This window comes from Corynebacterium marquesiae, from assembly GCF_030229635.1.
Classification (GTDB): Bacteria; Actinomycetota; Actinomycetes; order Mycobacteriales; family Mycobacteriaceae; genus Corynebacterium; species Corynebacterium marquesiae.
Map to the genome: position 1 here is coordinate 64,514 of NZ_JASPII010000010.1, position 25,827 is coordinate 90,340.

Annotated in this window: 30 protein-coding genes and 3 tRNA genes; 16 read left to right on the forward strand and 17 right to left on the reverse strand. The window is 60.4% G+C overall.

Annotation, left to right across the window (positions count from 1 at the left end; all coding sequences use genetic code 11):
* Window positions 1-32 precede the first annotated feature (32 nt).
* The 4 genes from QP971_RS07900 to QP971_RS07915 form a co-directional block, all read right to left on the reverse strand.
* Window positions 33-2,009: a galactan 5-O-arabinofuranosyltransferase gene (locus tag QP971_RS07900; RefSeq protein ID WP_284811238.1), complete on the reverse strand. Its 1,977-nt coding sequence runs from the start codon at window positions 2,007-2,009 to the stop codon at window positions 33-35.
* Between the two features lie 177 nt (window positions 2,010-2,186).
* Window positions 2,187-2,945, reverse strand: a complete 759-nt coding sequence (gene dprE2, locus QP971_RS07905) for a decaprenylphospho-beta-D-erythro-pentofuranosid-2-ulose 2-reductase (RefSeq protein ID WP_049377072.1) — start codon at window positions 2,943-2,945, stop codon at window positions 2,187-2,189.
* Window positions 2,946-2,982: 37 nt separating this feature from the next.
* The gene (gene dprE1 / locus QP971_RS07910; protein WP_049377071.1) at window positions 2,983-4,398 is read right to left on the reverse strand and encodes a decaprenylphosphoryl-beta-D-ribose oxidase; all 1,416 of its coding nucleotides are present in this window, start codon (window positions 4,396-4,398) and stop codon (window positions 2,983-2,985) included.
* Between the two features lie 126 nt (window positions 4,399-4,524).
* Window positions 4,525-4,800, reverse strand: coding sequence for a hypothetical protein (locus QP971_RS07915; RefSeq protein ID WP_179387256.1), 276 nt, complete (start codon window positions 4,798-4,800; stop codon window positions 4,525-4,527).
* A 34-nt stretch (window positions 4,801-4,834) separates the two neighbouring features.
* Between QP971_RS07915 and QP971_RS07920 the strand changes: the two genes are divergently transcribed.
* From QP971_RS07920 to QP971_RS07935, 4 genes are read left to right on the forward strand one after another with little or no spacing between them, the layout of a single operon-like run.
* The gene (locus QP971_RS07920; RefSeq protein WP_284788378.1) at window positions 4,835-5,299 is read left to right on the forward strand and encodes a hypothetical protein; all 465 of its coding nucleotides are present in this window, start codon (window positions 4,835-4,837) and stop codon (window positions 5,297-5,299) included.
* A gap of 9 nt (window positions 5,300-5,308) precedes the next feature.
* Window positions 5,309-6,217 (forward strand): plasmid pRiA4b ORF-3 family protein, encoded by a 909-nt coding sequence (locus QP971_RS07925; RefSeq protein WP_284791977.1) that lies wholly within the window; start codon window positions 5,309-5,311, stop codon window positions 6,215-6,217.
* Between the two features lie 11 nt (window positions 6,218-6,228).
* Window positions 6,229-6,669 carry a GtrA family protein gene (locus QP971_RS07930; RefSeq protein ID WP_005323207.1) on the forward strand — a complete coding sequence of 147 codons (441 nt, stop codon included), beginning with the start codon at window positions 6,229-6,231 and terminating at the stop codon, window positions 6,667-6,669.
* Complete coding sequence (locus QP971_RS07935) at window positions 6,670-7,164, forward strand: GtrA family protein (protein ID WP_284811237.1); 495 nt, start codon at window positions 6,670-6,672, stop codon at window positions 7,162-7,164.
* Here the strand turns inward: QP971_RS07935 and glfT1 are convergent.
* Entirely contained in the window at window positions 7,161-8,084 is a 924-nt protein-coding gene (glfT1, locus tag QP971_RS07940; protein WP_198492351.1) for a galactofuranosyltransferase GlfT1, read from the reverse strand. The two genes, QP971_RS07935 and glfT1, sit on opposite strands and share 4 nt — an antisense overlap.
* Window positions 8,085-8,178: 94 nt before the next feature.
* On the opposite strand from glfT1, the gene QP971_RS07945 reads away from it, so the two are divergent.
* Entirely contained in the window at window positions 8,179-8,847 is a 669-nt protein-coding gene (locus QP971_RS07945) for a GNAT family N-acetyltransferase (protein WP_284811236.1), read from the forward strand.
* Here the strand turns inward: QP971_RS07945 and wzt are convergent.
* Both wzt and wzm read right to left on the reverse strand, forming a co-directional pair.
* A complete protein-coding gene (gene wzt / locus QP971_RS07950) occupies window positions 8,844-9,647 on the reverse strand; it encodes a galactan export ABC transporter ATP-binding subunit Wzt/RfbE (protein WP_284791946.1) in 804 nt (267 codons plus the stop codon). The two genes, QP971_RS07945 and wzt, sit on opposite strands and share 4 nt — an antisense overlap.
* A gap of 46 nt (window positions 9,648-9,693) precedes the next feature.
* Window positions 9,694-10,545 carry a galactan export ABC transporter permease subunit Wzm/RfbD gene (gene wzm / locus QP971_RS07955; RefSeq protein WP_284788390.1) on the reverse strand — a complete coding sequence of 284 codons (852 nt, stop codon included), beginning with the start codon at window positions 10,543-10,545 and terminating at the stop codon, window positions 9,694-9,696.
* A gap of 213 nt (window positions 10,546-10,758) precedes the next feature.
* On the opposite strand from wzm, the gene QP971_RS07960 reads away from it, so the two are divergent.
* Window positions 10,759-12,015, forward strand: coding sequence for an aminotransferase class V-fold PLP-dependent enzyme (locus QP971_RS07960; protein WP_284788384.1), 1,257 nt, complete (start codon window positions 10,759-10,761; stop codon window positions 12,013-12,015).
* On the opposite strand, the gene QP971_RS07965 is transcribed toward QP971_RS07960, so the two are convergent.
* Window positions 12,012-12,968 carry an NAD(P)H-quinone oxidoreductase gene (locus QP971_RS07965; protein WP_284788392.1) on the reverse strand — a complete coding sequence of 319 codons (957 nt, stop codon included), beginning with the start codon at window positions 12,966-12,968 and terminating at the stop codon, window positions 12,012-12,014. The two genes, QP971_RS07960 and QP971_RS07965, sit on opposite strands and share 4 nt — an antisense overlap.
* 177 nt (window positions 12,969-13,145) lie before the next feature.
* Here QP971_RS07965 and QP971_RS07970 point away from each other — a divergent pair.
* Both QP971_RS07970 and QP971_RS07975 read left to right on the forward strand, forming a co-directional pair.
* Window positions 13,146-13,229, forward strand: a tRNA-Ser gene (locus tag QP971_RS07970).
* Window positions 13,230-13,455: 226 nt separating this feature from the next.
* Complete coding sequence (locus tag QP971_RS07975) at window positions 13,456-13,716, forward strand: hypothetical protein (protein WP_284788476.1); 261 nt, start codon at window positions 13,456-13,458, stop codon at window positions 13,714-13,716.
* A gap of 27 nt (window positions 13,717-13,743) precedes the next feature.
* Here QP971_RS07975 and QP971_RS07980 read toward each other — a convergent pair whose 3' ends face one another.
* From QP971_RS07980 to QP971_RS07995, 4 genes are read right to left on the reverse strand one after another with little or no spacing between them, the layout of a single operon-like run.
* Entirely contained in the window at window positions 13,744-14,742 is a 999-nt protein-coding gene (locus QP971_RS07980; RefSeq protein ID WP_284811235.1) for a ThiF family adenylyltransferase, read from the reverse strand.
* On the reverse strand, window positions 14,739-15,200 hold the full coding sequence (locus QP971_RS07985; RefSeq protein ID WP_269953804.1) for a molybdenum cofactor biosynthesis protein MoaE: 462 nt from the start codon (window positions 15,198-15,200) through the stop codon (window positions 14,739-14,741). Before QP971_RS07985 ends, QP971_RS07980 begins: the two co-directional genes overlap by 4 nt.
* Window positions 15,190-15,669 (reverse strand): MogA/MoaB family molybdenum cofactor biosynthesis protein, encoded by a 480-nt coding sequence (locus QP971_RS07990; protein WP_284811234.1) that lies wholly within the window; start codon window positions 15,667-15,669, stop codon window positions 15,190-15,192. Before QP971_RS07990 ends, QP971_RS07985 begins: the two co-directional genes overlap by 11 nt.
* The gene (locus QP971_RS07995) at window positions 15,666-16,802 is read right to left on the reverse strand and encodes a molybdopterin molybdotransferase MoeA (protein ID WP_284811233.1); all 1,137 of its coding nucleotides are present in this window, start codon (window positions 16,800-16,802) and stop codon (window positions 15,666-15,668) included. The genes QP971_RS07990 and QP971_RS07995 overlap by 4 nt, the downstream gene beginning before the upstream one ends.
* Window positions 16,803-16,861: 59 nt before the next feature.
* Between QP971_RS07995 and QP971_RS08000 the strand changes: the two genes are divergently transcribed.
* A complete protein-coding gene (locus QP971_RS08000) occupies window positions 16,862-17,122 on the forward strand; it encodes a MoaD/ThiS family protein (RefSeq protein ID WP_269953802.1) in 261 nt (86 codons plus the stop codon).
* On the opposite strand, the gene QP971_RS08005 is transcribed toward QP971_RS08000, so the two are convergent.
* Complete coding sequence (locus tag QP971_RS08005) at window positions 17,119-17,511, reverse strand: phage holin family protein (RefSeq protein WP_239279081.1); 393 nt, start codon at window positions 17,509-17,511, stop codon at window positions 17,119-17,121. The two genes, QP971_RS08000 and QP971_RS08005, sit on opposite strands and share 4 nt — an antisense overlap.
* Complete coding sequence (gene hisC, locus QP971_RS08010; protein ID WP_284811232.1) at window positions 17,512-18,564, reverse strand: histidinol-phosphate transaminase; 1,053 nt, start codon at window positions 18,562-18,564, stop codon at window positions 17,512-17,514.
* A gap of 108 nt (window positions 18,565-18,672) precedes the next feature.
* On the opposite strand from hisC, the gene QP971_RS08015 reads away from it, so the two are divergent.
* A tRNA-Ser gene (locus tag QP971_RS08015) sits at window positions 18,673-18,761 on the forward strand.
* Window positions 18,762-18,841: 80 nt separating this feature from the next.
* Here QP971_RS08015 and QP971_RS08020 read toward each other — a convergent pair.
* From QP971_RS08020 to QP971_RS08030, 3 genes are all read right to left on the reverse strand, one after another.
* Window positions 18,842-19,066: a hemolysin III family channel protein gene (locus QP971_RS08020; protein WP_284811231.1), complete on the reverse strand. Its 225-nt coding sequence runs from the start codon at window positions 19,064-19,066 to the stop codon at window positions 18,842-18,844.
* An 81-nt stretch (window positions 19,067-19,147) separates the two neighbouring features.
* Entirely contained in the window at window positions 19,148-19,531 is a 384-nt protein-coding gene (locus QP971_RS08025) for an NUDIX hydrolase (protein ID WP_284811230.1), read from the reverse strand.
* Between the two features lie 27 nt (window positions 19,532-19,558).
* Window positions 19,559-20,320: a hypothetical protein gene (locus QP971_RS08030; RefSeq protein WP_284811229.1), complete on the reverse strand. Its 762-nt coding sequence runs from the start codon at window positions 20,318-20,320 to the stop codon at window positions 19,559-19,561.
* A gap of 116 nt (window positions 20,321-20,436) precedes the next feature.
* Between QP971_RS08030 and QP971_RS08035 the strand changes: the two genes are divergently transcribed.
* The 6 genes from QP971_RS08035 (at window position 20,437) to QP971_RS08060 (ending at window position 25,747) form a co-directional block, all read left to right on the forward strand.
* Window positions 20,437-20,799 (forward strand): YidH family protein, encoded by a 363-nt coding sequence (locus QP971_RS08035; protein ID WP_284811228.1) that lies wholly within the window; start codon window positions 20,437-20,439, stop codon window positions 20,797-20,799.
* Window positions 20,792-21,100, forward strand: a complete 309-nt coding sequence (locus QP971_RS08040) for a DUF202 domain-containing protein (protein WP_284811227.1) — start codon at window positions 20,792-20,794, stop codon at window positions 21,098-21,100. The genes QP971_RS08035 and QP971_RS08040 overlap by 8 nt, the downstream gene beginning before the upstream one ends.
* A gap of 138 nt (window positions 21,101-21,238) precedes the next feature.
* Entirely contained in the window at window positions 21,239-22,603 is a 1,365-nt protein-coding gene (gene mgtE, locus QP971_RS08045; protein WP_225746111.1) for a magnesium transporter, read from the forward strand.
* A gap of 260 nt (window positions 22,604-22,863) precedes the next feature.
* On the forward strand, window positions 22,864-24,438 hold the full coding sequence (locus QP971_RS08050; RefSeq protein WP_284791935.1) for an SLC13 family permease: 1,575 nt from the start codon (window positions 22,864-22,866) through the stop codon (window positions 24,436-24,438).
* A gap of 42 nt (window positions 24,439-24,480) precedes the next feature.
* Complete coding sequence (locus QP971_RS08055; protein ID WP_284811226.1) at window positions 24,481-25,554, forward strand: GTP-binding protein; 1,074 nt, start codon at window positions 24,481-24,483, stop codon at window positions 25,552-25,554.
* A 120-nt stretch (window positions 25,555-25,674) separates the two neighbouring features.
* Window positions 25,675-25,747 (forward strand) — tRNA-Arg (locus tag QP971_RS08060).
* Window positions 25,748-25,827: the final 80 nt, after the last annotated feature.

Consider the following 25,827-nt stretch of genomic DNA (forward strand, 5'->3'; position numbering starts at 1 on the left):
CACCCTGCCGCGGGCGGGAAGTGTGGGTGAACTTACTTGGTGCGAACGGCTGTTACAAAGGGGCCGGTTTGCTGTAGCCTCCAGCCCTTGTCAAAGACATCGGCGTTGAAGAAGACCGCGCGGTAGCGAATATTCGGCTGGTTGGGATAGATATCTTCTGCCAGGTGGAACTTGAAACCATCGTCCTTATTTTCCAGGTCGCCGCGGAACATCATGACATCCGGACCGCGCCAGGGAGCAGAATCCAAGGCCTTGCGGAACTCCTCCGGCTGCATATCCCAGGAATCATTGGCCCACGTTTCAATCTGCTCGTTGCGGGTGCTGAACTCGCCCAAGGGATTGGCGTAGTGGCTGGTAAAGGCGTTAAAGCCCCAGTAGGGGTAATAAGACATGAAGGTCTTTTCATCCGTGAGCACCACCGTCTCATCCGGCGTATAGCCCTGGTCCTGAATGAAGTTGTGAATATCCAGGTAGTAGTGGGCGGAATCGCTGGTGAAGCGGTCCGCGCGTTCGCCATAGCCATCGGTATCGCTATAGGCGTGATCGATGGCGTCCTCGTTGGCCTCTGGAATCTGCTGCGCATAGAAGACGCCGGCCAAGGCCAAGACGATGCCAAAGACCGCGGTGATCTGCTTATTGGTGGTGCGGGAAAAACGCGCCGGGTAGAGGCGGTGCACGCCGAGTAGACGAATCTCTGCCAGGGCCAGGATGCCGGCGGTGGCAAAGAGGAGCACCACGATCACCTCGAGGCGGAAGCTGAGCAGCGTGGTGCCGGCCAGGGTTGCCACCATAGACGCCACGGTCCACAGGTAGATGCCAAGGAGGGAGATGCCCAGTGCGCGTACCTCCACGTCATTGAGGCGGATGACGATGTAAATGAGCCCCATGAGGCAGAGGAAACCCACAATGCTCAAGGACAAGAAAGGCACTGGAATTTGCGTGCCTTCCTCCGGCAGGTAGTGCTGCGCGGTGGTTTGCAGCGGCACCGGTGAGTGCATGACTGACCATACGTAGGGTCCCCAGGCGATGAGTGCGATGGCAATGGAGCCTACCGCCATGATCACCAGGCGCAGGATGGGGCGCCACGTATGCTCATAGAGCGCGGTAAACAGCGCGATGAGGCTGACTACGGTAAGTGCGGCCGCAGCAGTGAAAAGGGTATAGAACGTAGCGGAAATGCCCAGGTAGAGCGTCACTCCCAGGGTGGCCAGCCAGGAGCCGCGGAAGGCCCGGGCGCTAAGTACCGCAACGGCGGGCAGGCCCATGGCAATGACCGCGGAATAGGGTTCCTCGGCCGCGATGGTGAGCGTAATCGCGGTGGTCACCAGGGCGATGGCGGTGGCGACCGGCAGGGAACTGGTCAGGCGCTGCCAGATGGGCACTAAAATACAGCCGGCCACGGCAATGGAGATGAGCGCCCAGGGCTGGTAGACCTCCCAGCCCGGAATTCCCATGAGCGCACCCAAGCGGCCGCCCAACCAGAACCAGCCAATCGGATAGAAGGATGGCATGTCCTGGTAGTTCATGTCCGCATAGCCCATCTCATCCACCGAACGGGTGAGGAACTGGGTGCGGAAGGCCTGGTCTACCTGCACGCCGTCGAGCCACAAGCGGGAGGCGGACAGCGGCAGGCCCACGGCGGCCAGGGTCAACAGGGCCGGGGAGAGGTAGGTGACCGCGTAGGTCAGCCAGGCCCGCCAGCGCGGCCGGGTAAAGGAATCCTTGTAGTGGTCATAGAGCCACCACACGCACAGCACGCCGGTCAGGGCCAGCGTGAGCACCACCCCCACCGTGGTCAACGCACGGGTGACCATGGAGGTATTAAAGGACGGCAGCGAGACCGTCTTGAAGGCAAACCAGCCCAGCAGCGTTACCACGCCACCGGCCAGGGCGGCCAGCACAATACCCAGCAAGGTCGCGCGAGGGGTCAGCGCATCGGCGCGGTAGGCCTCGGTGCGGTTATCCTCGCTCACGGGCGTTGACTGGGCGGGTACAGCGGTGCTTGTCATGCCCATTAGTTTCGCATACCCAAGCCCCACAGCCCAGATTTGGCGCGGGCAGGACAGCACTTGTTTGGTGGCATCCCTCTGATGCACCACCGCCCCCGTCACCTCCCTCGCCGCCGGCGTGCGGCGAGGGAGGTGACGGGGGCGGGGCGGCTACGCCTACGCGGAAAGCCGCGGCGTTTAGAACGGCAGCTTGCGGAAGATGGCCTGCGGGATGAACTTGAATGCCAAAGACACGTACTCAAAAAGTGGGTGTACAAAGATGGACTGCTTGCCCTCGAGCACGGCCTTGACGGTGGCCTCGGCAACGTCGGAAACGTTGACGGTCAGTGGGGCGTCGCCAGCCTCGGCGGACATCTTGGTGCGCACCTGGCCTGGGCGTACAACCAGCACGTTGGCTCCGGTGCCGCGCAGGGCCTCGCCCAAGTTGATGTAGAAGCCGTCCACGCCGGCCTTGGAGGCGCCGTAGACAAAGTTGGAACGGCGCACGCGCATGCCTGCCACGGAGGACATAGCGATGATGGTGCCGTGGCCCTGGTGCTTGAACTTCTCGCCCAAGAGCACGCCTACGGACACCGGTGCGGTGTAGTTGGTCTGTGCGGAGGCGACGGCCTTGTCGTGGTTTTGCCACAGCTCTTCCTGGTCACCCAGGGTGCCGAAGGCAACGATGGCTACGTCGACGTCGCCGCTTTCCCAGGCCTTATTAATAACGTCTGGGTGGGAGTCGAAGTCGGTGGCGTCGAAGTCCAAGACCTCTACGTCAGCGCCGCGGGATTCCAGGTCAGCCTTGGCCTGGGCGATGCGCGGGGACTCCGGGCGGGCGGCCAGGGTGACCTTGGCCGGGCCGCGCTGCAGGAACTCGGAGACGACGCCGAGGCCGATCTCAGAGGTGCCGCCCAGAAGCAGGATGTGTTGTGCTTGGCCTACTGCATTAAGCATGGTCAGTAAATCTCCTTAAAGGTGTTATTTCCAGTGATTAGTGCAGCTCGAGGCGGCGGGACATATCGGAGGCAAAGACGCCGGTCGGGTCGATCTCGTTGCGGGTCTTCAGCCAGCCTTCCATGCCCGGGTACATCTTGTGGAAGTTTTCGGCGGAGGTGCGGGATTCCTTGGCCAGGTAGAGGCGGCCGCCGAATTCCATCACGCGGCGGTCCAGGTCATCCAGGAACTTGCCCAGGCCCGGACGGATGGGGAAGTCCACGCAGACGTTCCAGCCCGGCATCGGGTAGGACAGCGGCGCGCGGTTGCCTTCACCGAAGAGCTTGAACACGTTGAGGGCGGAGTAGTGGCCGGAGCGCTGCATATCGCGGATGATCTCCTTGAACGGCTCCACAGCCTCGGTCGGTACCACGAACTGGTACTGCAGGAAGCCCTTGGAACCGTAGCCGCGGTTCCACTCGCCAATGAGATCCAGCGGCTGGTAGAACTGCGTCAGGTTCTTGACCTGGTTCTTCGCCGGTGCGCCCATGGTGTAGTACGCCAAGCCCACGGCGGAGAGGGAGAGCTTATTCATGGTCCAGGACGGGAAGATATCCGGCACCGTCATCAGCTGCGGCGCATTGAACTTCAGTGGGTCCTTGGCCAGCTTCGGGGCTAGCTCTTCCAGCTGCGCCAGGGTGGCCAGCGAACCGCGGGAAATGGTGGAGCGGCCCAGCTTTGGTTCTGGTGAGATGACATCGAACCAGGCGGAAGAATAGGTGTAGTTGTGCTCGGAGCCATCGGAGTGGAAGGCGATGGTTTCATCCAAGTTATCGGTGCGGTCCGTATCCGCGATGAAGTAGGCGGTTTCCGTCTTGGTCATGCGGATGGTGGCGCGCAGAATGATGCCGGTCAGGCCCATGCCGCCAACGGTGGCCCAGAAGAGGTCGCCGCTCGGGTCATCCTCGGAGCCTTCCGGGGTCAGGTGCAGCACGCGGCCATCGGCCACGAGCAGCTCCATGGAAACCACGTGGTCACCAAAGGAGCCGGCGGAGTGGTGGTTCTTACCGTGAATATCTGGGCCGATTGCGCCACCGATGGTGACCTGGCGGGTACCCGGCAAAACCGGAACCCACAGACCATAGGGCAGGGCAGCCTTCATCAGCTGGTCTAGGGTGACACCACCATCGACGTCTACCAGAGCGGACTCTGGGTCGATGGAGTGGATCTTATTGAGCTTTTGCATGTCGATGACCAAGCCGCCGCCGTTTTGGGCGGGGTCACCGTAGGAGCGGCCCATACCGCGGGCGATGACGCCGCGGCGCAGGTGGGCGGGCTTATCCGAGTTATCTTCTGCAACCTGAGCCACGGCCTTTTTGATCACGTCCACGTCTTCGGTGGAGAGCACGTGGGCGGTCGTCGGGGCGGTGCGGCCCCAGCCGTGCAGGGACTTTTCAGTAGTATGTAATTCCATCTCTTACTCTTTGCTCGACGGATGTATGTCGGTTCTCTAGCCTACCTAGCTCACACAAGGGCAGGCGGAGTGACGCGAGTGATATTCGGAACAAAACGGACGCTTGTACTGCCCGAATGTGCCCGTTTACAGATCCATGAGCGCGCGGATCTCCTCCGGCAGTTCCTCTTGGGATTCAATAATCGGGCCGTCATACTCCCGCAAAAGTTCATAGACGCGAGCCCGTGAGGAGGAGTCCAGCATGGGCAATTCCTCTGCCATCAGGCGAGTCATGAAAGGGCTCAACGGCACATCGGTATGCTCCGTGGCCTCGAAGTGGCCGTTGCGCTTATCGTCCTCTGCGCGCACATCCTGTGCCGCCTGCTGCGCCGGCGTCATATGCTTTGTCTTTTCCGAGTACATGCGCATTAGCTTACTGCCGCTTAAAGTAGTCGCTATGACCAACAACCGCGAAACGCAAGATCAGCACCAAGACAACTACGCCCTCGATGACACTCTGGCTGGTCGTATCACCCAGGCCGCCGCCGTGGGCATTGCGACCTCCTATCCGGATTGGATTAAATCCAAAGGCGGTTTGATTACTGCCTATACCTTGTCTTTCTTTGGTTTTGGCGCCCTGGTGGCCTATACCAACGCGCACGCTGAGCAGGACGGCGATGAGCCGCGCTCGCCGCAGGATAGTGCCGATCAAGGCCTCAAGCCCTGGGCTATTTTCGCCGCAGTGGTGCTGCTGCTCATCCTGGGCGGGTGGATGAACGTTGCCCTTTCCCGCCGGATGGTGAAGTTCCTGCGCAAGCGCGGTGCCAAGCGGCCGTGGACCCTCTTGGGCGCCATTGGGGCGGCGCTGACGTTCCTCATTAGTGAGCTGGAAGCGCGCGATATTGCAAAACTAGCTTCCTAAAACTTGCGTATGGTGGGGCTCATGAATGCAGGGGTCACCGATATCGCACAGGCGCGGGCCAAACGCGCCGATGGCGTGGTATCCCTCAAACGCGAGCCCCTCACCATCATCTGCCAAGCCGCGAATATTCGCGCCGATGGCGAGGTGCACCGCCAGATTGGTTTTAGCGATGCTCTGACCTTTACCGAGCTACACCGCGTTCTGCGTATCTGCTTTGGCCTGCCGGAGGAGGAATCTCCCTGGCACTTTTATGAACACACCGAAGCCCGTGGCCCGCGCATCGATCCCGAGCGCCAGGCCTCCGAATTCCTGTGGCGCGAAGGCGATCAAGTCGACTTCGCCTGGGGACTGTGGGACTTCGAGCTGGTAGTAGCCGAGATCTATCCCCGCGATAATGGCACCCCAGAGGCGCTGTGCGTGGGCGGCTCAGGCTCGCTCTTTCAGCCCTTTGAGTTGACCAGCGTGAACCGTGAATTGACCGGACAGGAAGTTACCGATGAGGTCTTTTCCGCGGTATCGTCCCCCGTGCGCGATTTAATTGAGCGCACCAAACTCTATGACTTCGTCCCGCTGCTGCAAGCGATGGACCTAGGCAGGGAAACCGACCTATCACCGCATGCTTCCCGCGTGCTCGCCAGCTTGCCGCGCGAGGTGACCCATGAAGGCAAAGACGCCTTTTGGTCCATGGCGCTTGCCCTTTCCTGTATGGGCGGCGCGGAGCTGACCGATTCCGTCGTGGAGACCACCATGGATGCGCTCGGCTGGGTCAATGACAATGGCACGGCGCTCTCCGGGGCCGACGTGCGGCAGCTTTGCGCGGCGTCGTTACAGCAATTGGCCGAGATCGGCGCTTATGGCACCGAATCCGCCGCGCCGGTGGATCGGTTGGACATGTACCGAGCGCTCTTGCGCGGGTAGGCTACTCACTCGTGACTAATTCCGCTGACGACGCCGTAGAAGTAAAGCCCTCATCCACCTCGCTGCACACCCAGCTGGTGCGTTTTATTTCCGTGGGCGTATTTACCGCCGCCATTGACTATGGTCTCACGCTTTTATTGACCTATCTGGGGCTGCACCGTTCCGCCGCCAAGGCCATCGGTTGGGTTTTTGGCACCATCGCCGCCTACCTGGCCAATGCGCGGTGGACCTTCGGGGCCAAGGTGTCTGGCCGCACAGCCGCGACCGTGGGCATTTTGTACGCCTCTACCTTTGCGGTCCAAAACTTCCTGTACTGGGTGCTCAATGAGCCGCTTATGGCTCTCGGCTTTGAGGGTGCGGTAAAAGACACCATCGCCTTCGTCATCGCCCAAGGCGTGGCCACGGTGACCAACTTTGCCATTCAAAGGGCCTTTATCTTTAAGGAAAAATAGATGGCAGCAGCCTCCTCACGGACGTGGCGCGGCGCGGCTCAGCGGGCTTCGCGCTCGACCAGCCTGCGCGCGCAAAGCGCCAAGTTCGCTGTGACGGGGGCGCTTGCCGCGCTTATCGACGTCTCCTTAACCTGGCTCCTGCAGATCGGCTTCGGCCTGCTTAGCGCCGACCCCGCCCGTGCGGTGGGCTTTATTATCGGTACCTGGGCAGCCTATCTACTCAATCGCCGCTGGACCTTCCAGGCCGAAGCCACCGCGGTGCGCTTCGCCGGTGTCCTTGCCACCTACGGCGTGACCTTCGTGGTCAATATGGTGGCCTATAAGGTCCTTTTTGAGCTTTTCGCCGTCCACTGGGAGTGGAACTCGACCCTTTCCCTCGTGGTGGCCTTTGCTATCTCGCAGGGCACCGCGACCGTGGTGAACTTTGCGGTGCAACGCTGGATTATTTTTAGGAAGGCGGGGGTCAGGGTCGTCGCCAAGCAGGATCCGTCCTAGCCCTGGTTAGGGCGGCGGAAATCTTCTTGGCGCCCGCGGTTGTGGAGTTTTAGCCATTCGATAAAGCCGGCCGGGTCGTGGCGCTGGACCAAGAAGAACCAGCCAAAGCGGGCAAATTCCTGCGGCAGTAGCTTGCGCATACCACGCTGCCACAGCAGGTAACCGCGATTGCGGTAGGTGAAAAAGCGTTTGAACTCGCCCTCTGGGTACTGGGTATGCATCTTGCCGCCCAGGATGGGTTTGAACTCATCCGATCCGTCCGGGTGTAGGTAGCTGGTGGTCAGCGCCGTGCCGAAGGAGAGCCCGGAGTTGGCCAGCCGGCGGTGGTATTCCACCTCATCGCCGCGGATAAACAGGCGGTAGTCCGGCACGCCAATGATCTCCATGGCCGCGGCGGAAATCAGCGCACCGTTAAAAAGCGAGGCGATGCCGGGCAGGAAATCGCCTTCCAGTTCCTCCATCCGGCGGCGCCATACCAGCCCCTGGCGCAGGGGGAAGGCGAGGCGGCCGGGATCGTCAATATTGCATACCGCCGGGGATACCTCATGCAGGCGGTTGGCTTCGGCCACTCGATACAGCTCCGCTAGTACCGTGTGATCGGCGGGGCGGCCATCGTCATCAGCGCACCACACGGCATCGGCGCCCAAGGAAAGGGCGGTGAGAAAGCCCAGTGCAAAGCCGCCAGCGCCGCCCAGGTTGGTTTCCGAAGGTACGTAGACGCCCCGGTCACCCGCCATAGATTCGACGAGTTCGCGCACCGCATCTTCCGCGCCATTATCCACCACGACTACCCACTGCACAGGGTGGGTTTGGTGGACTACCTGTTCAAGCGAGGCCCGCAGTAGCTCGGCGCGCTGATGGGTAACAATGACGGCGGCGGTGGAACCGGTGGAAGTCAGGGTGGCAGTCATGGGTTCCATCTTGCCACCGGGGTAGGGGGCCAGCGCAGAAACACTCCGCGCGGGTGAAGCGAAAAGTAGATATAGAGGCGGCTTTGCGGATACTGTGAGATCTATGGAAGACTTCTGGCCACCTTTTGCGGTGATCATTCGGGCCTGCGATGATACGGGCCGCGGAGTTGACCTGCGTGTCATGCGCGATGAAGACATCGCCCAGGTGGCTCAAGTGTGTGCGGTAGATATCTATGGCGCAACCATTCCAGAACATGCATTTCCCTGGCTTTTTGATGAGAAGACGAATACCACCGCCGCCATGGCCCAACACCGATGGGAGCACCGGGCGCAGCTGCGCGTCGATAATTGGACCTTGGATTTCATTGCCCGCGACGTAGAAACCCAAGAATTGGTGGGTGTGGTGGACCTATCGGCCGAAAACTTTGCGGCCGCGCGAGAAGTGCAGACCGCATCATGGGTACTGCACCGCTTCCAAGGCCAAGGCTATGGCACGCTTATCCGCCAAGCGGTGGCCGAGTTTTCCTTCTCACACCTCGATGCGCATTCGCTGCGCACCTGTTGGATAAAAACCAACCGCGCCTCGGCTCGGGTGAGTGAAAAGATGGGCTACCGCATATATACCGAGAAAAAGGAAGAGCCTGCGGGCCCAGAAAAGATTAACCGGCCGGTGGTCAGCGCGCGCCTGAGCGCTGTGGACTATCACCGGCCAGAAGGGGTGCAGGTGGACGTGACGGGCGTGGGGGAGCAGCTGCTACATATGCTCAGCTAGTTGCCGCTGGTGTCCTCATTTTCAAAACGCTCGCGCAGGTCGCGCACATACTCGCCCACCTCAGGGCCCTCGTATTCACCGACAACGTCAGAAACCTCACCCACCGAGCGGATCTCGCCATGGTCGATCCACAAGGCGGTATTGCATAGCTGCGCCAAAAAGTCATTGGAGTGGGAGGCAAAGACCAAGATACCGGAGCGCTTCACCAGCTCTTGCAGGCGCACACGGGCCTTGGCCATGAAAGCGGCGTCCACGGCGCCGATGCCCTCATCCAACAGCAGGATTTCCGGCTCAATGGATGTCACCACGCCGAGCGCCAAGCGCACGCGCATACCGGTGGAATAGGTGCGCAGCGGCATGGAGAGATAATCGCCGAGTTCAGAAAACTCCGCAATCTCATCCATCTTTTTCTTCATCTGCTTGATGGACTGGCCCAAAAAGAGGCCACGGATAATGATGTTGTCGTAGCCAGAGACCTCTGGGTCCATGCCCACGCCCAAATCAAAGACGGGGGCCACGCGGCCGCGCACATCGGCAGAACCACGGGTGGGCTCGTAAATGCCAGACAAAAGGCGCAGAAGGGTGGACTTGCCGGCGCCGTTATGGCCCACCAAACCTACGCGGTCGCCCTCGCGCAGGTGCAGGTTAATATCCTTTAGCGCCTCCACCACGACGGTGTTCTGGGCATTTTTGCCAATGGCGCCACCGGCCGAAGAAAGCATGGCCTTCTTTAGCGAGCGGGATTTGGCATCAAAGATGGGAAAGTCCACGCACGCGTTATACGTATCAATCGAGACCATCAGTCTGTATCCTTTCGAGGAATCTCAGGAAGTGCAGGGCGTGGGCTTAAACCCAGTAACTGACGCGGAAGCGCCACTTGCGCATGACCAAGCCGGCGATGAGCAGGCCGAGTACGGTGCAGCCGATGACGATCCACCAGTGGTAGGCGGCCACCGGCTCGCCGATCATGGGCGCACGGACGATTTCCAGGTAGTGATAGAGCGGGTTGATCTCCGCGATGCGGGCGCGGCCGGCCACCGCACCGCCCTGGTCCTTCAAGGTATTGGTCATCCACACAATGGGGGTGACGTAGAACAGCAGCTGGGTCAGTGCTTCTAGCAGTGGGGCTACGTCGCGGAAGCGGGTAGCGATGATGCCAAAGAACATCGTGACCCACACGCCGTTGACCAATAACAAGGCCAAACCAGGGATAAACAGGAAGAACTCCCAGCCTAGGCTGCGCGGGAAGATAAGGATAAGCAGCAACCAGATGATGAGGTTATGGCCCAAAAACAGTGTCTGGCGCCATACGAGGCGGTAAACGTGCACCGACAGCGGGGCGGGGAGCTGTTTAATCAAGCCCTCGTTGTCAATGAAGACGGTGGAGCCTTCCTTGATGCAACCCGAGATGAAGGTCCACATAATAAGGCCCACGGTGACGTGGGGGAGGAACTCCGCGACGGGAATCTGGAAGAGCATGGAATACAACAGGCCCAAGGCAAGGGCCATCACGCCGGTGGCGATGGTGATCCAAAACGGGCCCAGGACAGAGCGGCGGTAGCGCTGCTTAATATCTTGAATGCCCAGTTTGAACCACAGCTCGCGCTGCTGTGCACCCTGCACCAGGTCCGCGAAGGCGGCCTTGAGGGTCTCGGACTGGGACGCTGGGGTGGCCTCGCCGTCTGGCTGGGAGGTCATGCGGGCGATATCAGCGCGCAGTTGATTGTTATCTTGCACGCTCAACACCCTAGCGCGCGGGCTGGGCAAACGGGAACTACACGCCGCCAGCCTGCGAAAACAGCGATATACAGCGAAAATCCAGATTTGGGAAACTTGGGGCAAACGCGTATACAGTAGGGAACCGACCGCCACTGTGTGGCGATGCCTAGTGCGATAAAGAAGGGGACCGTAATGCCAGCAGGAGCTTCGGCACACTACGACGTATTCAGTGTGCGCGGTTTATACACCGGGCTATCTGATGGTTGGACCTACCTCAACGCGCACGCGGTGCCCCAAATTTCTGAGCGCGTCGCCTCCGGCGTGGCGCGATCCTTCCGGATGTCCACTGCGGTGGCCACCCAGGAGGGCCCAGGCGGCGCCCACTCTGCCACGCCCGCGCCGGGCCGTTTGGAAGGCGATGGTAATTACACCGCCGCACGCATGGCTGTAGCGGATCTGACCGGGTCCAAGGCAGACCGCGTGGTGCTTGGCCCGTCCTTGCCCGTGTTGTACCAGTCCTTGGCGCACGCGGCCCGTCCGCTGTTGGGCAGCAATTCCTCGATGGTGCTCTCCAAGCTGGATCCGCCGTCTTTGTACTCGGCATTTTCTGAGGTCAAGGCAGAGACCCGCTGGGCCCAGCCAGACTTGGGCACGGGTGAGCTGCCAGGTTTCCAATTTGCCGAGCTTGTCGACGGCTCCACGCGCCTCGTCGCTTTTTCCGCCGCGCACGAGCTTTTGGGCACGGTCTCCCCGGCGGCTGAGATCATTGACACCGTCCATGAGCGCTCCCGCGCCTGGACGCTTCTCGACGTCTCTGCGATCGCCCCCTATCGCCCCATCAACTTTGATGATCTCGGCGCCGATATCTTGGGTCTCGACCTGGGACTGCTGGGCGGACCGCAGCTAGCAGCGTTGGTCTTCCGCGATACCCGCATGTTCCGCCGCCTCGATGCCCTCGATCCGGTGCATACCGGCAAGGGCGCCCGCAAGCTGGAAACACCCATTTCCTCTGGCCTGGCCGGCGGTGTCGGACCGCTCGTGGACCACCTTGCTGCTCTAGCCGGTGGGGAGAGCGGCTCGCGCCGCAAGCGCTTGCGTACCTCCATGGATGCGCTCAGCGCCTATTTGGAGGAGTTGCGCGCGGACCTGTATTCCTTCTTGAGCACCCTGCCCGCCGTGCATATTCTTGGCGTGACCGGGGAAGCGGCCGCCGGCGCGTCCGACGATCGCCTGCCGCGCCTCACCTTCGCAGTAAAGGGTGTTCCGGCCGAGACCGTGTATAAGCGACTCTTTGATAACGGCCTTGTTACCACGCTTGCCCCGCAGACTCCGTTGCTCACGGAGATGGGCGTGGAAGAAATTGGCGGTGCCGTTACCGTTGCGCTCGGCCCCTTCAATACCTATCACGACGTCGAGCATCTCATCCGCGTTGTAGCCTCACTGGCTTAAACGGTAAGCACCAAGGTGCCGGTGACTTCGCCGCTGTCTAGGGCAGTGTGGGCTTGGGCGGCGTCGGCAAGCGGGTAAGTGGCGTGCAGCGCGTGCTTTACACGGCCGTCCTCCAACATGGGCCACACATTTTCTACCGTGCCCGCCACAATCTGTGCCTTATCCTCCAGATCGCGGGCGCGCAGCGTCGTGCCTTGGATGGTCAGGCGCTTGGGAAGCATGGCGCCCAAGTTGATTTCCGCCTTGGTGCCGCCCTGCATACCAATGATGATGAGCTTGCCGTCCTTAGCCAGGCACTTCATATTCTTTTCCAGATATTTCGCGCCGATGATGTCCAGAATGACATCGCAGCTTCCCTTCAACTCTTCTACGAAGTCGTGCTCCTTATAGTTGATGAGAATATCTGCGCCCAGTTCGCGGCAACGCTCCAACTTCTCTTGCGAACCGGCTGTGACCGCTACCTCTGCGCCGAGCGCCTTGGCTACCTGAATGGCAAAAGTACCAATGCCGCCGCCTCCGCCATGGATAAGGACGCGTTGGCCCTCGTGAAGGCCTGCCTCAATTCCCAGGTTGGACCACACGGTGCACCCGACCTCAACCACCGCTGCAGTTTCTTCAACGCTCAACCCCTTGGGCACGGGAAGCAGCTGGCCCTGCGGAACCGCGACGTATTCGGCGTAGCCACCACCGGCAAGCAGGCAGCCCACCTCGGTGCCTACCTTCCAGTTCGTATCCCCGGCATCGGCGATAGTGCCTGCTGCTTCTAAGCCCAAGATTTCCGATGCCCCCGGTGGTGGCGGATAGGCACCCATCGTCTGCAGGATATCGCCGCGGTTAACGCCAGCTGCCTGCACCTTGACGAGCACTTCTCCCGAGCGCAGCTTAGGGACCTCGACTTCGCGGAGCTCTAAGGACCGGCGATCCTGCGGATCGGTCTGAACGATGGCTTTCATGTGTGTTGTAGTCATGGGCCCAATCTAACGAATCTTGTGTGTTCTGAGCCACTGGATTCGGAGTATTCTACGGTGACATTCAGTGTTGCAGGTGGCTTTTTGGGAAACCGGGCTATCTATTTAGTACACTGACCAAGTTGCTTCGTAGGCACGATGAGTGTTTTCGAAGAACAGCATGGAGACGTGGCAGAGCGGCCGAATGCACCGGTCTTGAAAACCGGCGAGGTAATACCTCCGCGGGTTCAAATCCCGCCGTCTCCGCAGCTGCCTAAGCTTCCTTTCGAAGTTAAAGGAGCATAGAAGCTTATAGCTTCTGAGTGAGGGAGTGCAGTATTAAGGCACCCTACCGATTCGGTAGGGTGCCTGCTCACGTTTTGGATGGTTTCGCTGGGTGACAGTGAAAATTAAGTCCACGGCCAGACAGCGTTTACATTGAATTCCTACCTTGAGCTACGGACTTTCAAACACCGTTAACGTTGAGGTGACTATGACAAATTATATTTCCTACTTGGCCGAAGAACAGGTACCAGAATCATATGGCTGGCTTGCGGGCGGGATAGGTGCCGTCATCGTTATCGCCCTGTTGGTCTTTTGGGTGGCTTCGCTCATATCCATCATTCGCTCGGGATATAGCGTAGGGGTCAAAATACTGCTGGCGATGGCGGCGTTTGCCTACCCGTTCCTCGGGCCACTTGTATGGTTCCTTTTTGCGCGGAATAAGGAGCATAAGACCAAAATCGACCGATAGGCTGCGGTCTTGCCAAGGGGAATTCGGTTACTGCTGCTCGAGCCAGGAATTGATACCGCCGCGCAGGGAGACGACGTTGGTGAAGCCGCGCTTGCGAAGGACATCGACGGCTTGTGCGGAACGCATGCCGCTGGCGCAGTAGATAACCGCCGCAGCATCTCGTTCGATGTCGGGGTCTTCGCCGGCGAGGATGCGGTCGAGCTCAAAGTGCGTGGAGTTGGGGATGGCGGATTGGGCACGCTCGGGGGAGGTGCGGACGTCGATAAGCGGGGCGCGCGGGGGAATCTCGCGGACCTCGGGGGCGTCGGCAGGCTGGGTGGGTTGCGCGCCGGTGGACTGGAGGGGAATGTATTCCCAGGTACCGGAAAGGGCATCGAAGTAGCCGAGCGTGCCGATGAGTTGAGTGCCCACGCCGGTGATGAGTTTGAGAGCTTCGAGCGCCATGGCTGAGCCGACAACGCCGACCACCGGGCCTAAGACTCCGGCCTGCGAGCAGGAGGGAACCTCACCGGGTGCGGGAGCGGTGGGGAAGACGTCTTCGTAGACGGGGCCGTGGCCGGACCAGAAAACGCTGAGCTGGGCATCAAAGCCGAGGATGGAGGCCCATATGTGTGGGATGCCGAGCTCGTGGGCAGCCCAGGAGTTGAGGTAGCGGGCGTCGAAGTTATCGGTGCCGTCGAGGATGAGATCGCAGCCGCGCAATTGTTTTAGTGCCGTCGCTGATTCGAGGCGGCCGTGACAGGTGATGTCCACCTCTGGATTGAGCGCGCGGACGGCGGCTGCGGCGGAATCCGTCTTCGGCGTGCCGATGGCGGCGGTGGTGTGGATGACTTGGCGGTGCAGGTTGGAGGGGGAGACCACGTCGTCGTCGAAAAGCGAAATGCGGCCCACGCCCGCCCCGGCTAGGTAAAGCAGGGCCGGGGAGCCCAGGCCGCCGGCACCAATGACCGCTACGTGGGCTTCGCTGAGCTTGCGCTGTCCCTCCTCGCCCCAGAGCGCTTCCTGGCGGGCATAGCGGAGGCTCATTCCAGGCCCACCCAATTGGTGGAGCCATCGCCGTGGCTTTGTTCCTTCCAGATGGGGACCTCCGCCTTGACGCGATCGGCGCATTCCTCGGCGGCCTGGAAGGCATCGCCGCGGTGCGCGGCGGCCGCTACTACGGCAAAGGCTAGGTCACCGACCTTGAGATCACCTGTACGGTGGGCGGCCCACAGGCGCACTGGGTGGTTGGCCGCGACGGAATCGGTGACCTCTTGCAGCTTCTCTGGCGCGGATGGGTGGGCGCTGTAGGACAGCAAAGTCACATTGGGCCGGCCGCCGTCGTGATCGCGCACAATCCCTTCAAACGTGACAACGGCACCCATGGCGGCCGTGACGGCCTCTTCCTTGGCAGCGGCAAGAAGGGATTCTAGGGGTTGATCGCTCAGCAGCGTGCTAATGGTGCAGCCGGTTTGCTCGGCCACATAGGAGGGATCAGTGCTCATGTTTTCCTTCTAACATATCGACGATCGGAACGATTAATTCTTCCAAAACCGCGCAGCCGTCCTTTACCCCGCCGGTAGAACCGGGAAGAGTCATGGCAAAGGTGGAATCATTGACGCCGGCAACGGCGCGAGAAGCCACCGCGGTGGGCACGGTTTCCAAACCCTTCTGCCAGAAGGCCACCGCGATGCCGGGCAGCTCGCGGGTGATATGTGGTGCTACGGCTTCTACCGTCTGGTCATCTTGGGTCAGCCCAGTGCCGCCGGAGGTCAGGATGACTGCGGGTTTTTCGGCGAACGCGGCGTCAACAGCTGCGGCAATATCGGCATCGGGGACGATTCGCGCGTCGGGGCAGTCAAAGCCCTTGCGGCGCAAGAACTCCACCGCGATGGGGCCGGAGCGATCTTCGTAGATGCCCGCGGCGGCGCGCGTAGAAGCGACGATGACGAGGGCGGTTCGCTGTGGGCTCATAGTGGGTAGACCTCTACTTCCTCGCCTGCTTCGAGGCGTTGATCGGCAGGGATGCGGATGAGATGGGTGGCGTCTGCCGCTTGGGCGAGCAGGTGGGAGCTGGCGCCACCGAGGATGTGGGCATGGGAATCGACGCGCCCGCGGCGGAATTGGTCCTTGTGTGGGAGGCCGTCGATACCCGCGGCCAGGGGGACGCGGAAAGGCTGCGGAGCCCAGCCGAGCGCAGGGGCAACGAAGAGACGGAAACTTACCAACGTGGAAATGGGGTTTCCAGGCAAGCAGATCACTGGGGTGTCGTGAAAAGTGGCGATGCCCTGCGGGCCGCCGGGTTGCTGGTCCACGTGGCCGAACCAGCCATCGAGCACCTGGCGGACTACTTCAAATTTCCCGGCGGAAATTCCGCCTGCGGTAATGAGGGCGTCCGGGTGGTGTTGCGCGATGGCTTCCGTGAAAGCGCGCTCTAGGGCCTGTGGGTCATCGTCGGTAGTGATATACCCCGCGACGTCGATGCCGGCGCGGCCGGCCATTGCCGTTAAGAGGGGCGCATTGGCATCCGGAATGGCGGCGCTGCCATGGCCGATTTCAGCGCCGCCGGTGCAGATGAGGATGCGGGCGGGGCGGTAGACCTCTACCTCGTCGATTCCTTGGGAAGCGAGGGCGGCCAAGCGCACCGGCGTGAGCTTATCGCCGCGGGCGGCGAGGAGGGTGCCTTTTTCCAGGTCGGAGCCGGTGCGGCGGATGAATTGGCCTGGCGAGGTCTCTGGCACGGTAATGCGGTCACCCGGAGCGAGGAATTCTTGTGGTTCGCAGCGCTCGATGGGCACGATGGCTGCAGTTCCTTCCGGTACCTTGGCGCCGGTCATGATGGGGCAGGCGCTGGAAAGCGGGCTGTCGAGTACCTGGGCGGGCTCAGTGCCGGCCGCGATGGTGGGGCCCACCGGGTAGGTCCCGGCCGCACACTGCGGGAGGGCGTAGCCATCCATCTGGGAGTTATCAAAGCGAGGGGAGGGGAAGCCAGCGTGGATATCCGCAGCCAGAACCATATCCTGCGCTTGGGTGAGGGGCACGGTGGCGGCTTGGCGTGCGGGCAGGGCCGCGGCGACCTCGCGCGCGTGAGTCTTGGGTGTGCGCATGGCGGCTAGTTTACCCGCGGTCTCGACATGGCACGGGCGTGCGGGGCATAGTAGAGGGCATGTTGACCGTTCACTATTTCGCCGCCGCCCGCGCCGCTGCGGGCGTGGCGTCTGAGCAGGTAGAAGCCCCCGCCACCTTGGGTGATCTGGTGGCGCAGCTGGGCAGGGAACATGCCGGAACCACCGAGGCTGGCATGAGCCTGAAAGAGGTATTGGGGCGCTGTAGTTTTCTTATCGACGGCGCCGGGAACACCGCCATGGATTCCCCCCTGGCTGGCGTGACCCGCGTGGATGTGCTTCCACCTTTTGCAGGTGGCTAATCGCGCTGCCGCAGCGGGCTAGTAAAGAAGTTGATGACGCTGCTGACGATGGACAGCACGATGGCGCCGATAATCGCGGCGCCCCAAGAGTCGATGACAAGGTGGCCGATTCCCAAGTCCAGGGAGTTGAGCGCCCACTCCACGATGATGAGCGCGGCACCGTTGATGACGAGGGAGAACAGCCCAAGCGTCAAGCAGGTCAGCGGTGCGCCAAGGACACGCAACACTGGCATGACCACTGCATTAATGATGATGAAGACGATGGCAATGGCGATGAAATTGCCGGTCTCGGCCGGGGTGATGGTGATGCCGGGAATGACGGTGACCACCGCCCACAGCGCCACCGCGATGGCAAAGACGTTCAGGGCGAAGTTAATAAGTGATCGCATTTAGCCTCCTATGGTTGCGTTCCACGCCTGCAGCAGGGTGTCGGTTTCTTCCTCGGTGGTTACGGTAATGCGTAGGCCTTCGCTAAATGCGCGCACGAGCACGCCGCGTTCGGCCAGGCGAGCGGCTACCTCCTGCGGGGTACCAAGGCGGGCCAGATTCGCGGCCGGCAGCCAGACATGGTTTGCCTCGGAATGCGGCACGCCCCACTCCTGCAAGGCTTCTTCTAGGCGCTCGCGCTGGCCGACGACCTCATCGGTGCGCTCCCGCAGCGAATCCTGCGCCGCCAGTGCCGTGCGGGCACCAACCTGCGCCACGGTGCTGGCGGAGAAGGGGATGGCCACTTTATTGAGGGCCTCGATAATATTTTCCGGGCCAAATGCATAACCGATGCGTACTCCGGCCAGGCCATAAGCCTTAGAGAAGGTGCGCAGGCACACCAGGTTGGGATAGGTGCCCACCAGCTCCGTGCCCAGCGGGGTGTCGGTGGCGCGGTTGTATTCGATATAGGCCTCGTCGAGGGCTACGAGGACATCGGCAGACACAGCATCCATGAATGCGGCGAACTCGTCCTTGGTCACTGTGGTGCCGGAAGGGTTATTGGGGTTGCACACGAAGATAAGCTTGGTTTTATCCGTGATTTTCTTCGCCATGGCAGGAAGGTCCACGCGCTGGTCTGTGCGGAGCGGAACCGGGATGGGGTGGGCTCCCACCACCTGGGCGAAGATGGGGTAGGCCTCGAAGGAGCGCCATGGGAAGAGAATTTCATCGTCCGGAGTGGCGGCAATTTCTACCAACTGTTGGCACAATGCGGACGAGCCGGTGCCCACCGCAACCTGCGCCCGATCTACTCCTAGGTGGGCGGCGAGATCCTCGCGCAGTGCGGTGGCCGCTATATCCGGGTAGCGATTAGCCTGTGCGGCTGCCTCTGCCATAGCCGCGGCTGCCTCTGGCAGGGGCGGGTGTGCGGCCTCATTGGAGGAAAGCTTGAGTGCGTCATCATTGCGCGCACCAGCGACGTAGGCAGGGATGGCATTCAGGTCGGGGCGAATCATGGATACCACTTTAGGGCCTGCGCCTTTGCTGCGGGAGCGAAAGCAGGGGGCTAGTTTGGCAGCGGCGGGGCAGGCAGGTATTCTCAAACGAGGTTCCTTGTGAACCGTGGAGATGTGCCAGAGCGGCCGAATGGGGCTCCCTGCTAAGGAGTTGACCCTTCTGGGGTCCGGAGGTTCGAATCCTCTCATCTCCGCCATCTAATCCCGAGCGTGCGCGCTCGGGATTTTTTAATTCGCGGTTTCTATTCTCGTCGGCTCTATGCAGCGGAGAAATCTGCTATTTGTGCTGGTACTTGGCGCAGCGGCGGAAAAGTGTGAGCATGCCGGTGCCGAAAATAAAGCTTCCAGTAAACGCCGCAGCGCGCAGGGAAGTAACCTCGTGGAAGAGGGCAGGCACCATGAGAATCGCGATAATAGAGCTAATGATTCCTAGGACGAGGAAAGTAATCGTCACGATAGGTCCGGGTGTGGATTGCTGCGGCACGGAGGACGGTCCTTTCATCGCTCAATTCTGATGAAAATAACTCTAGGTTGCCCCCTTAGGAGCCGCAATAGGAAATTCCTAAGGGGGCCAAGCAGGGCCTTAGGATTCCAGGACAGGAAAGACCTCGTCGCGCAGCAGGTGGGCGAGCTCCCGCTTTGGGTTGGTGGGGTCTACCCATGCGACTTCGGCAATCTCGGCAGCCGCTCGGGCAAGGACGGGGCGTGGATAAGCAAAGATATGCCCGCGAACGGTTTCACCGGGTTCATTGGCGGCCGGTGCGTCGAAGATGCCGAGCGGGGAAAGCTCTGGGAGGCGGACGTCAACGCCGATTTCTTCTGCAACCTCGCGGGCTGCGGCCTGTGCGGGGGTTTCGCCAGCCTCAAGCTTGCCGCCGGGCAGTTGGAACTTGGTGGAAGAATCTTTGCGCACGGTGAGGACATGGCCAAAGGAATTACGGAAAACTACGGCGGCAACTTCAATCATGGCCCGACTATAACTCGCTGCGGCGGGTTAATTCAGAATGCCGGGTGCCCACTCACGCTCCACTTGGGCAAGCGCTGCTTCTATCTGCTGCTCATTCAAGCCGATATCGGGAGTGCCGGCGGATACGGGGTCACCGGCGAGCACGGTCAGTAGCGCCCAGCCATTATTAATGGTGGGGCTCACACGCAGATCCTCGGGGCTTTCCGCAATAGCAGTGCCATCTGACCTCATCGCTTCAGGCGGATAGTCGACAGCCTTCACGGTTGCGAGCTCTGGTAGTACTTCCGTGGAGCCATCAGGAAAGAACACCATGATGCGCGCCCGGTGGAAGTAATAGTGGTCATCGCCTATAGGGTTCTTTTCTTCCTTGGAATCAAAGTGGTAGAAGTTTCCCATCAGTATCGGATAAAACTCGAGCCAATTATTGGCCCACGCTTTGCGGAGCAGAGTGTGCTCATTGTGGGTCGAGGCCAGCCAGCGAACGGGCTTGGAAATGCCGAATGCAATGATAGGCAGGCTGATGAGCAAAGCGATGCGGAAATCGAGTCCCGTAAGAGCAAAAGGGAAGAGCCCGAGAATTACGATGGGACCCATATGGAAGAGCTGTAAGAGGAAGTCGAATCTCGTATGGTTCTTGGTGGGGCAAGGGCCGTTGCTCACAACGGCCGCGCGCAAGCCGGTGGTATCGGGGCGCGGATTTGGGGTGCTGACGCGCTTGATGTTCTCTTTGCTGAAAAACTCGTCCTCGTTCGCGGAGGATGGCACGTAGTTGCATAAGCGCAGGTTCATGGGGGCGGGCGCTCCTTTGCTCAGAGGGCTGGCCAGTGCCTATGAGGCTACGGGAAGGCGAAGTTTTGCGTGGGCTTGTCGCGACGTAGGAGATAAATGAATATAAAGTGGTGCCCATGAGTGACTCGAGGTTTCCCCGCTCGGTGTTTGCAGTCGGCACCGACCCTGATCCGCGTTTCACGCTCGCTAATGAGCGCACGTTCCTGGCGTGGATTCGCACTTCCCTAGCGTTGATTGCTGGCGGAGTAGCACTTGAGGCCTTTGATGTTCCCCTTCCAAGCGCCCTGCGTGCTACGGTGTCGGTCTTCATGCTGATAGTCGCCATAATCTTGCCCGTGGTGGCGTGGGGGCATTGGAAGCAATCAGAGCGCGCGATGCGAGAGAATCGATCGCTTCCGTTTAGTTTCGGCCTTCCGGTCCTTGTTGCCGTGATCGTGGTGGTGGCCGGTGCGCTTTTGGTAGGCGAGTTCCTTGCCTAACCAGCCCTTTGATCCCGGCCTGCAACCAGAGCGTACGCGCCTGTCGTGGCAGCGCACCCTTTTGGCCCTTTCCTTAGTGTTGCTAGGTGTGATGCGGACGGTGAGTGTGCGCGTCTTCTTGCCGCTCGTCCTCCTTGCCGCCGGGGTGCTGGCGCTGGTCTTGGCGGTGTGGCAACGTGCCTCGCTTGTTGACGTCGCCCTTTCTTCCCAGACTCCCCTCCCGCATGCAATCATTTTGGCCAGTACTGCCGGTCTGGTTTCTTTGCTAGCAGCCTTCGCCCTGTGGGGTCTATTCCTGTAGTCGTCCCGATGTCATCATCGAGGTGGCTTCTGGGCGTCCTCATGCGGCCAGAGATGATCTCTGAAGGATTTTCTGGGCAAATCGCGTATTCTAAGAAACCTGAAGTCAATAACCTGGGGTTGGAAAGGCGGATAGGCCATGGCGGAGACCACCGAGCGGGCTAGCGATATTGTCGAGGCATGGCTAAAGCAAGAAGACGCCATTAGCCCCACCAAGGCCCCACGCCTCCAGGAACTCCTGGAGAAGGTGCCCCTGCAGGAACTCATCGCCGTCGTCGAGCGACAAAATGCCGTCCGCTCAGCCTTGGCCCTGCGCCTGCTGCCGCGCCAGAAATCAATCGTCGTCTTTGACGCCCTCGATGCAAAGCACCAGGCCGATATCATCGATGAGCTGGGCAATGCCGATGTTTATGAGTTCTTCGATGAGCTCGATCCGGAAGACCGCGTGGCCCTGCTGGATGAGCTGCCCGCGGAAATCGCGGACCGCCTGCTGCGCTCGCTGACGCAATCCAAGCGCGACGTCACGGGCGTGGTGCTGGGCTATGACAAAGGGTCGGTGGGCCGCCGCATGTCGCCCGAGGTGCCCGTAATCCACCCAGAGATGAGCGTTAAGGACGCGCTATTTAAACTGCGGGAGACGGCGAATGAGCTGGAAACCATCTACACCGTGCCCATTACCCGCGAGGATAGGCGCCTGGTGGGCGTGGTGAGCCTGCGCGAAATCTTCACCGCTGATGCCACGCTGACCATGGCCGATATTATGCACGACCCCATCTTTGCCCGTGCTAGTGCTGATGCGGAAGAAACCGCGCGTTGGTTCCTCCCATTGGACATTCTTGCACTGCCTATCGTGGATGATTCTCACCGCTTAGTTGGCCTGCTGACGTGGGATGATGCTACGGACATCGTGGAAGAAGAAGATAGTGAGGACTCCGCTCGCGCCGGCGGTACCGAGGCCCTCCAGCAACCTTATTTATCCACGCCTTTGCTCAAGTTGGTGCGCTCGCGCATCGTATGGCTGCTCGTATTGGCCGTCTCTGCGCTACTGACGGTGCAGGTGCTCGATTCTTTTGAAGACACATTGGCCAAGGCTGTGGTTCTTTCGCTATTTATCCCGCTGCTGACCGGCACCGGTGGCAATACCGGCAACCAGGCGGCGACCACGGTGACGCGTGCCTTGGCGCTGGGCGATGTCCGCACGCGCGATCTCCTCGCCGTCATGTGGCGCGAGCTGCGCGTCGGCATGCTGCTCGGCGCGGTGCTGGGACTAGCTGGCTTGGGACTGGCCACCTTGGTCTATGGCCTAAGCATCGGCCTCGTCATCGGCTCGACGCTGTTTTTGATTTGTTCGATTTCTGCGACCGTCGGCGGGCTCATGCCCATCGTGGCTAAGACCATCGGCGCCGATCCAGCAGTATTCTCCAACCCGTTTATCTCTACCTTCTGCGATGCCACGGGCCTGATTATCTACTTCCTGATTGCCAAGACCGTATTGGGAATCTAACTCGCCGTTCCTTAGCTCGGGGGTAGGGAAGTGGTGGACTCATTTCTGGTTTCGGGCAGGTGCAGTGTGTGCTCTGTGGGGGTGCGGGGGTAGTTCTATGTGGCGGGATATGGTTTCTGCGTCACATGTTTTGTATGGTCAGTGCATGCTTCGCAGTGAACTGGATAACTTTCGGTCTGCTGCCTCGGCCTAGCTAATAAACTGGGAAATACGGAGCATATCCCACAGCACAATCCTCTCTAAGTGAAGGAGCGCGCGGTATGACCACCCCGCATACTCACGAATCTACTGCCCACACCGAAGGTGACGAAGCCCCCGGAGCGCCGCGTAGCGAGTGGCGCCGCCAGTTCATCGGCCTTTTCATCGGCTTGGGTTTGGCCGTACTGGTCTTCTTTTTCTTCCCCTCGAATGCGATCGAGACCGTACAGGGCTCCGCAGGTGCAGATCCGGAAGCCGAGTACACGCTCAGCGCCATCCGCACCGTCGCTGCCGTAACCATCTTGATGGGCGTGTGGTGGATGACCGAGGCCATTCCGCTCGCCGCCACCGCGCTGCTGCCGCTGGTCATCTTCCCGCTCGCTGGTGTGGGAACGATTAAAGAGGTAGGTGCCCCATACGCGTCCGCCACCATTTTCTTGTTCATGGGTGGCTTCCTTATCGCGCTTGCTCTGCAGCGCTGGAACTTGCACCGCCGCCTAGCGCTGTACGTGGTGAAGATCATCGGCACCTCGCCCAAGCGCCTGATCTTGGGATTCATGCTGGCCACCGGCTTTTTGTCCATGTGGGTATCTAATACCGCCACGGCCGTGGTGATGCTCCCGATCGGCACCTCGGTGCTGGCACTGACCGCGGAAACCGTAGGCGGCTGGGATAAACAGAAGAAGTTTGCCACGGCACTGATGCTGGGTATCGCGTATTCCGCCTCCATCGGTTCGCTAGGTACGCTCATCGGTACCCCGCCGAATGCCTTCCTTAATGCATATATGGCCGATACCTGGGACGTTACCCTCGGCTTTGGACGGTGGATGGCAGTTGGTGTGCCGCTTGCAGCAATCTTCTTGCTGATTGCCTGGGCACTGCTCATCACCGTTTTCAAGCCGGAGATGAAGGATATTCCAGGCGGCCGCGAGCTTATTAACGACGAAATTGAAGCCCTCGGCCCCTGGACCCGCCCCCAGATCATGACCGGCATCATCTTCGTCCTCGCCGCCGCAGCCTGGGTTACCCTGCCGTTGGTCCTCAAAGAATTTGAGAACTATGACGATGCCATCGTGGGCATTGCCGCTGGCATCTTGCTCTTTATCCTGCCCGCGGATAACCAGCGCCGCATCCGTTTGCTGGACTGGAAGACGGCCAATGAAATGCCGTGGGACGTCCTCCTGCTCTTCGGCGGCGGCCTGTCGCTGTCCTCGGTCTTTAATTCCTCCGGCCTGTCCCTGTGGATTGGTGAGATGGCCAAGGGGCTTAGCGTCCTGCCCGTTGTCCTCATCGTCTCTGCCGTGGCTGCGCTGGTGCTCTTCCTGACGGAGATCACCTCCAATACGGCTACGGCGGCTACGTTCATTCCGATTATGGGTGGCGTCGCCGTGGGTGTGGGGCTTACTGCCGATGGCGATATCAACGTCCTTCTGCTCACCATCCCGGTGGCGCTCGCGGCAACCTGCGCATTCATGCTCCCAGTTGCCACCCCGCCGAACGCCATTGCTTATGGCTCTGGCTACGTCAAGATCGGCGAGATGATCAAGGGCGGTCTCGGACTCAATATCATCGGCATCTTCCTCATCACCCTTACGGTGTACCTGCTGGCAGTGCCTATCTTCGGCCTTTCAATCTAGGCGCCGTAGCCATTCCCTAATGAAAAACATTATCAATAGGGAATGGCTGCTCCCGTTACTGTGCTGTCCGGATTTTTAGGCAGCGGAAAAACTACGCTCTTAAACCACCTGCTTGCTAACCGCGAGGGGCGCAAGCTTGCCGGCATCGTCAACGACTTCTCCGAGGTTAATATTGATGCTGCCCTCGTTGCCGGCGAAGGTCACCTCGAGCGTGGTGAGGACCGCTTTGTCGAGCTATCCAATGGCTGTATCTGCTGCACCTTGCGCGAAGATCTCATCGATTCCGTGGGTAAGCTGGCCCGCTCCGGCCGCTTCGATCAGATCGTCATCGAGTCCACTGGCATTTCCGAGCCTATGCCCGTGGCCGCCACCTTTGAATGGGAGTTTGCGGACGCCACCACGCTTGCTGACGTCGCTCCTATTGACACCATGGTCTCTCTCGTGGATGCTTCCGCTTTTCTTGATTGCCTGCGTCGCGGCAAGAGCCTCGCGTCTGAGAATATTGAGGCCACACCCAGCGATGATCGCACCGTGGCCGACCTCCTAGTGGACCAAGTCGAGTTTGCTGACCTTATCCTTGTTACTAAGACCGATCTGGTTGATGCTGCCGAAACCGAACGTGTCATCGCTACCGTTCGCGCCATGAACCGCCGCGCCCGCGTCGTGATTGTTACCAACGGTGTTATCGACCCACGGCTTGTCCTCGATGCCCACTTGTATGACACCGCTACCGCTGCCACCTATCACGGCTACGCCGAAGAGCTGGTCAACCCGCATACCCCCGAGACCGAGGAATATGGTATTTCCTCCGTCGTTTTTCGCGCCGACCGCCCCTTTAATCGCGAGCGTTTACTTGCCGCCCTGCGGGCTAGCACCGGTCTTGTACGTTCCAAGGGGTACTGCTGGATCGATACCGATCTGCGCGTTGCGCACGCCTGGCAGCAAGCTGGCCCGAACCTCCAGATCGTGCCCGCTTCCCTCTGGGCGGCCAATGGTGTTACCCCTGGTGCTGAAATTGTTCTCATCGGCATTGACTTCGACCACGAGACCACCCTGCAGGCATTCCGGGACGCCCTGCTTTCCGACGCCGAAGTTGCCGCCCTCATTCCTTCCTAAAGCCTTCCCGCTTCTCGTGGGTAAACACTAAGTGAACTGGGGATTTGGTAGTTTCCTAGACCGTGGGTATAGTTATTTCTCGTTGCACAGCAGAGCGCACGCACTGCTTACCAACGGTCTGCGCCCGTAGCTCAACGGATAGAGCATCTGACTACGGATCAGAAGGTTGGGGGTTCGAATCCCTCCGGGCGCACAATTGTCATGAGTCGCGACATGTTTGACAGATGAGTCGCGGCATCGTTGACAAACCGGCATCTCAGTTGCTTTTTGTTC

Bases quoted from the DNA above. Each gene is read 5' to 3' on its own strand.
- QP971_RS07900 (WP_284811238.1), bottom strand. From the start codon at position 2,009: ATGACAAGCACCGCTGTACCCGCCCAGTCAACGCCCGTGAGCGAGGAT.
- dprE2 (WP_049377072.1), bottom strand. From the start codon at position 2,945: ATGCTTAATGCAGTAGGCCAAGCACAACACATCCTGCTTCTGGGCGGC.
- dprE1 (WP_049377071.1), bottom strand. From the start codon at position 4,398: ATGGAATTACATACTACTGAAAAGTCCCTGCACGGCTGGGGCCGCACC.
- QP971_RS07915 (WP_179387256.1), bottom strand. From the start codon at position 4,800: ATGTACTCGGAAAAGACAAAGCATATGACGCCGGCGCAGCAGGCGGCA.
- QP971_RS07920 (WP_284788378.1), top strand. From the start codon at position 4,835: ATGACCAACAACCGCGAAACGCAAGATCAGCACCAAGACAACTACGCC.
- QP971_RS07925 (WP_284791977.1), top strand. From the start codon at position 5,309: ATGGTGGGGCTCATGAATGCAGGGGTCACCGATATCGCACAGGCGCGG.
- QP971_RS07935 (WP_284811237.1), top strand. From the start codon at position 6,670: ATGGCAGCAGCCTCCTCACGGACGTGGCGCGGCGCGGCTCAGCGGGCT.
- glfT1 (WP_198492351.1), bottom strand. From the start codon at position 8,084: ATGGAACCCATGACTGCCACCCTGACTTCCACCGGTTCCACCGCCGCC.
- QP971_RS07945 (WP_284811236.1), top strand. From the start codon at position 8,179: ATGGAAGACTTCTGGCCACCTTTTGCGGTGATCATTCGGGCCTGCGAT.
- wzt (WP_284791946.1), bottom strand. From the start codon at position 9,647: ATGGTCTCGATTGATACGTATAACGCGTGCGTGGACTTTCCCATCTTT.
- wzm (WP_284788390.1), bottom strand. From the start codon at position 10,545: ATGACCTCCCAGCCAGACGGCGAGGCCACCCCAGCGTCCCAGTCCGAG.
- QP971_RS07960 (WP_284788384.1), top strand. From the start codon at position 10,759: ATGCCAGCAGGAGCTTCGGCACACTACGACGTATTCAGTGTGCGCGGT.
- QP971_RS07965 (WP_284788392.1), bottom strand. From the start codon at position 12,968: ATGAAAGCCATCGTTCAGACCGATCCGCAGGATCGCCGGTCCTTAGAG.
- QP971_RS07975 (WP_284788476.1), top strand. From the start codon at position 13,456: ATGACAAATTATATTTCCTACTTGGCCGAAGAACAGGTACCAGAATCA.
- QP971_RS07980 (WP_284811235.1), bottom strand. From the start codon at position 14,742: ATGAGCCTCCGCTATGCCCGCCAGGAAGCGCTCTGGGGCGAGGAGGGA.
- QP971_RS07985 (WP_269953804.1), bottom strand. From the start codon at position 15,200: ATGAGCACTGATCCCTCCTATGTGGCCGAGCAAACCGGCTGCACCATT.
- QP971_RS07990 (WP_284811234.1), bottom strand. From the start codon at position 15,669: ATGAGCCCACAGCGAACCGCCCTCGTCATCGTCGCTTCTACGCGCGCC.
- QP971_RS07995 (WP_284811233.1), bottom strand. From the start codon at position 16,802: ATGCGCACACCCAAGACTCACGCGCGCGAGGTCGCCGCGGCCCTGCCC.
- QP971_RS08000 (WP_269953802.1), top strand. From the start codon at position 16,862: ATGTTGACCGTTCACTATTTCGCCGCCGCCCGCGCCGCTGCGGGCGTG.
- QP971_RS08005 (WP_239279081.1), bottom strand. From the start codon at position 17,511: ATGCGATCACTTATTAACTTCGCCCTGAACGTCTTTGCCATCGCGGTG.
- hisC (WP_284811232.1), bottom strand. From the start codon at position 18,564: ATGATTCGCCCCGACCTGAATGCCATCCCTGCCTACGTCGCTGGTGCG.
- QP971_RS08020 (WP_284811231.1), bottom strand. From the start codon at position 19,066: ATGAAAGGACCGTCCTCCGTGCCGCAGCAATCCACACCCGGACCTATC.
- QP971_RS08025 (WP_284811230.1), bottom strand. From the start codon at position 19,531: ATGATTGAAGTTGCCGCCGTAGTTTTCCGTAATTCCTTTGGCCATGTC.
- QP971_RS08030 (WP_284811229.1), bottom strand. From the start codon at position 20,320: ATGAACCTGCGCTTATGCAACTACGTGCCATCCTCCGCGAACGAGGAC.
- QP971_RS08035 (WP_284811228.1), top strand. From the start codon at position 20,437: ATGAGTGACTCGAGGTTTCCCCGCTCGGTGTTTGCAGTCGGCACCGAC.
- mgtE (WP_225746111.1), top strand. From the start codon at position 21,239: ATGGCGGAGACCACCGAGCGGGCTAGCGATATTGTCGAGGCATGGCTA.
- QP971_RS08050 (WP_284791935.1), top strand. From the start codon at position 22,864: ATGACCACCCCGCATACTCACGAATCTACTGCCCACACCGAAGGTGAC.
- QP971_RS08055 (WP_284811226.1), top strand. From the start codon at position 24,481: ATGGCTGCTCCCGTTACTGTGCTGTCCGGATTTTTAGGCAGCGGAAAA.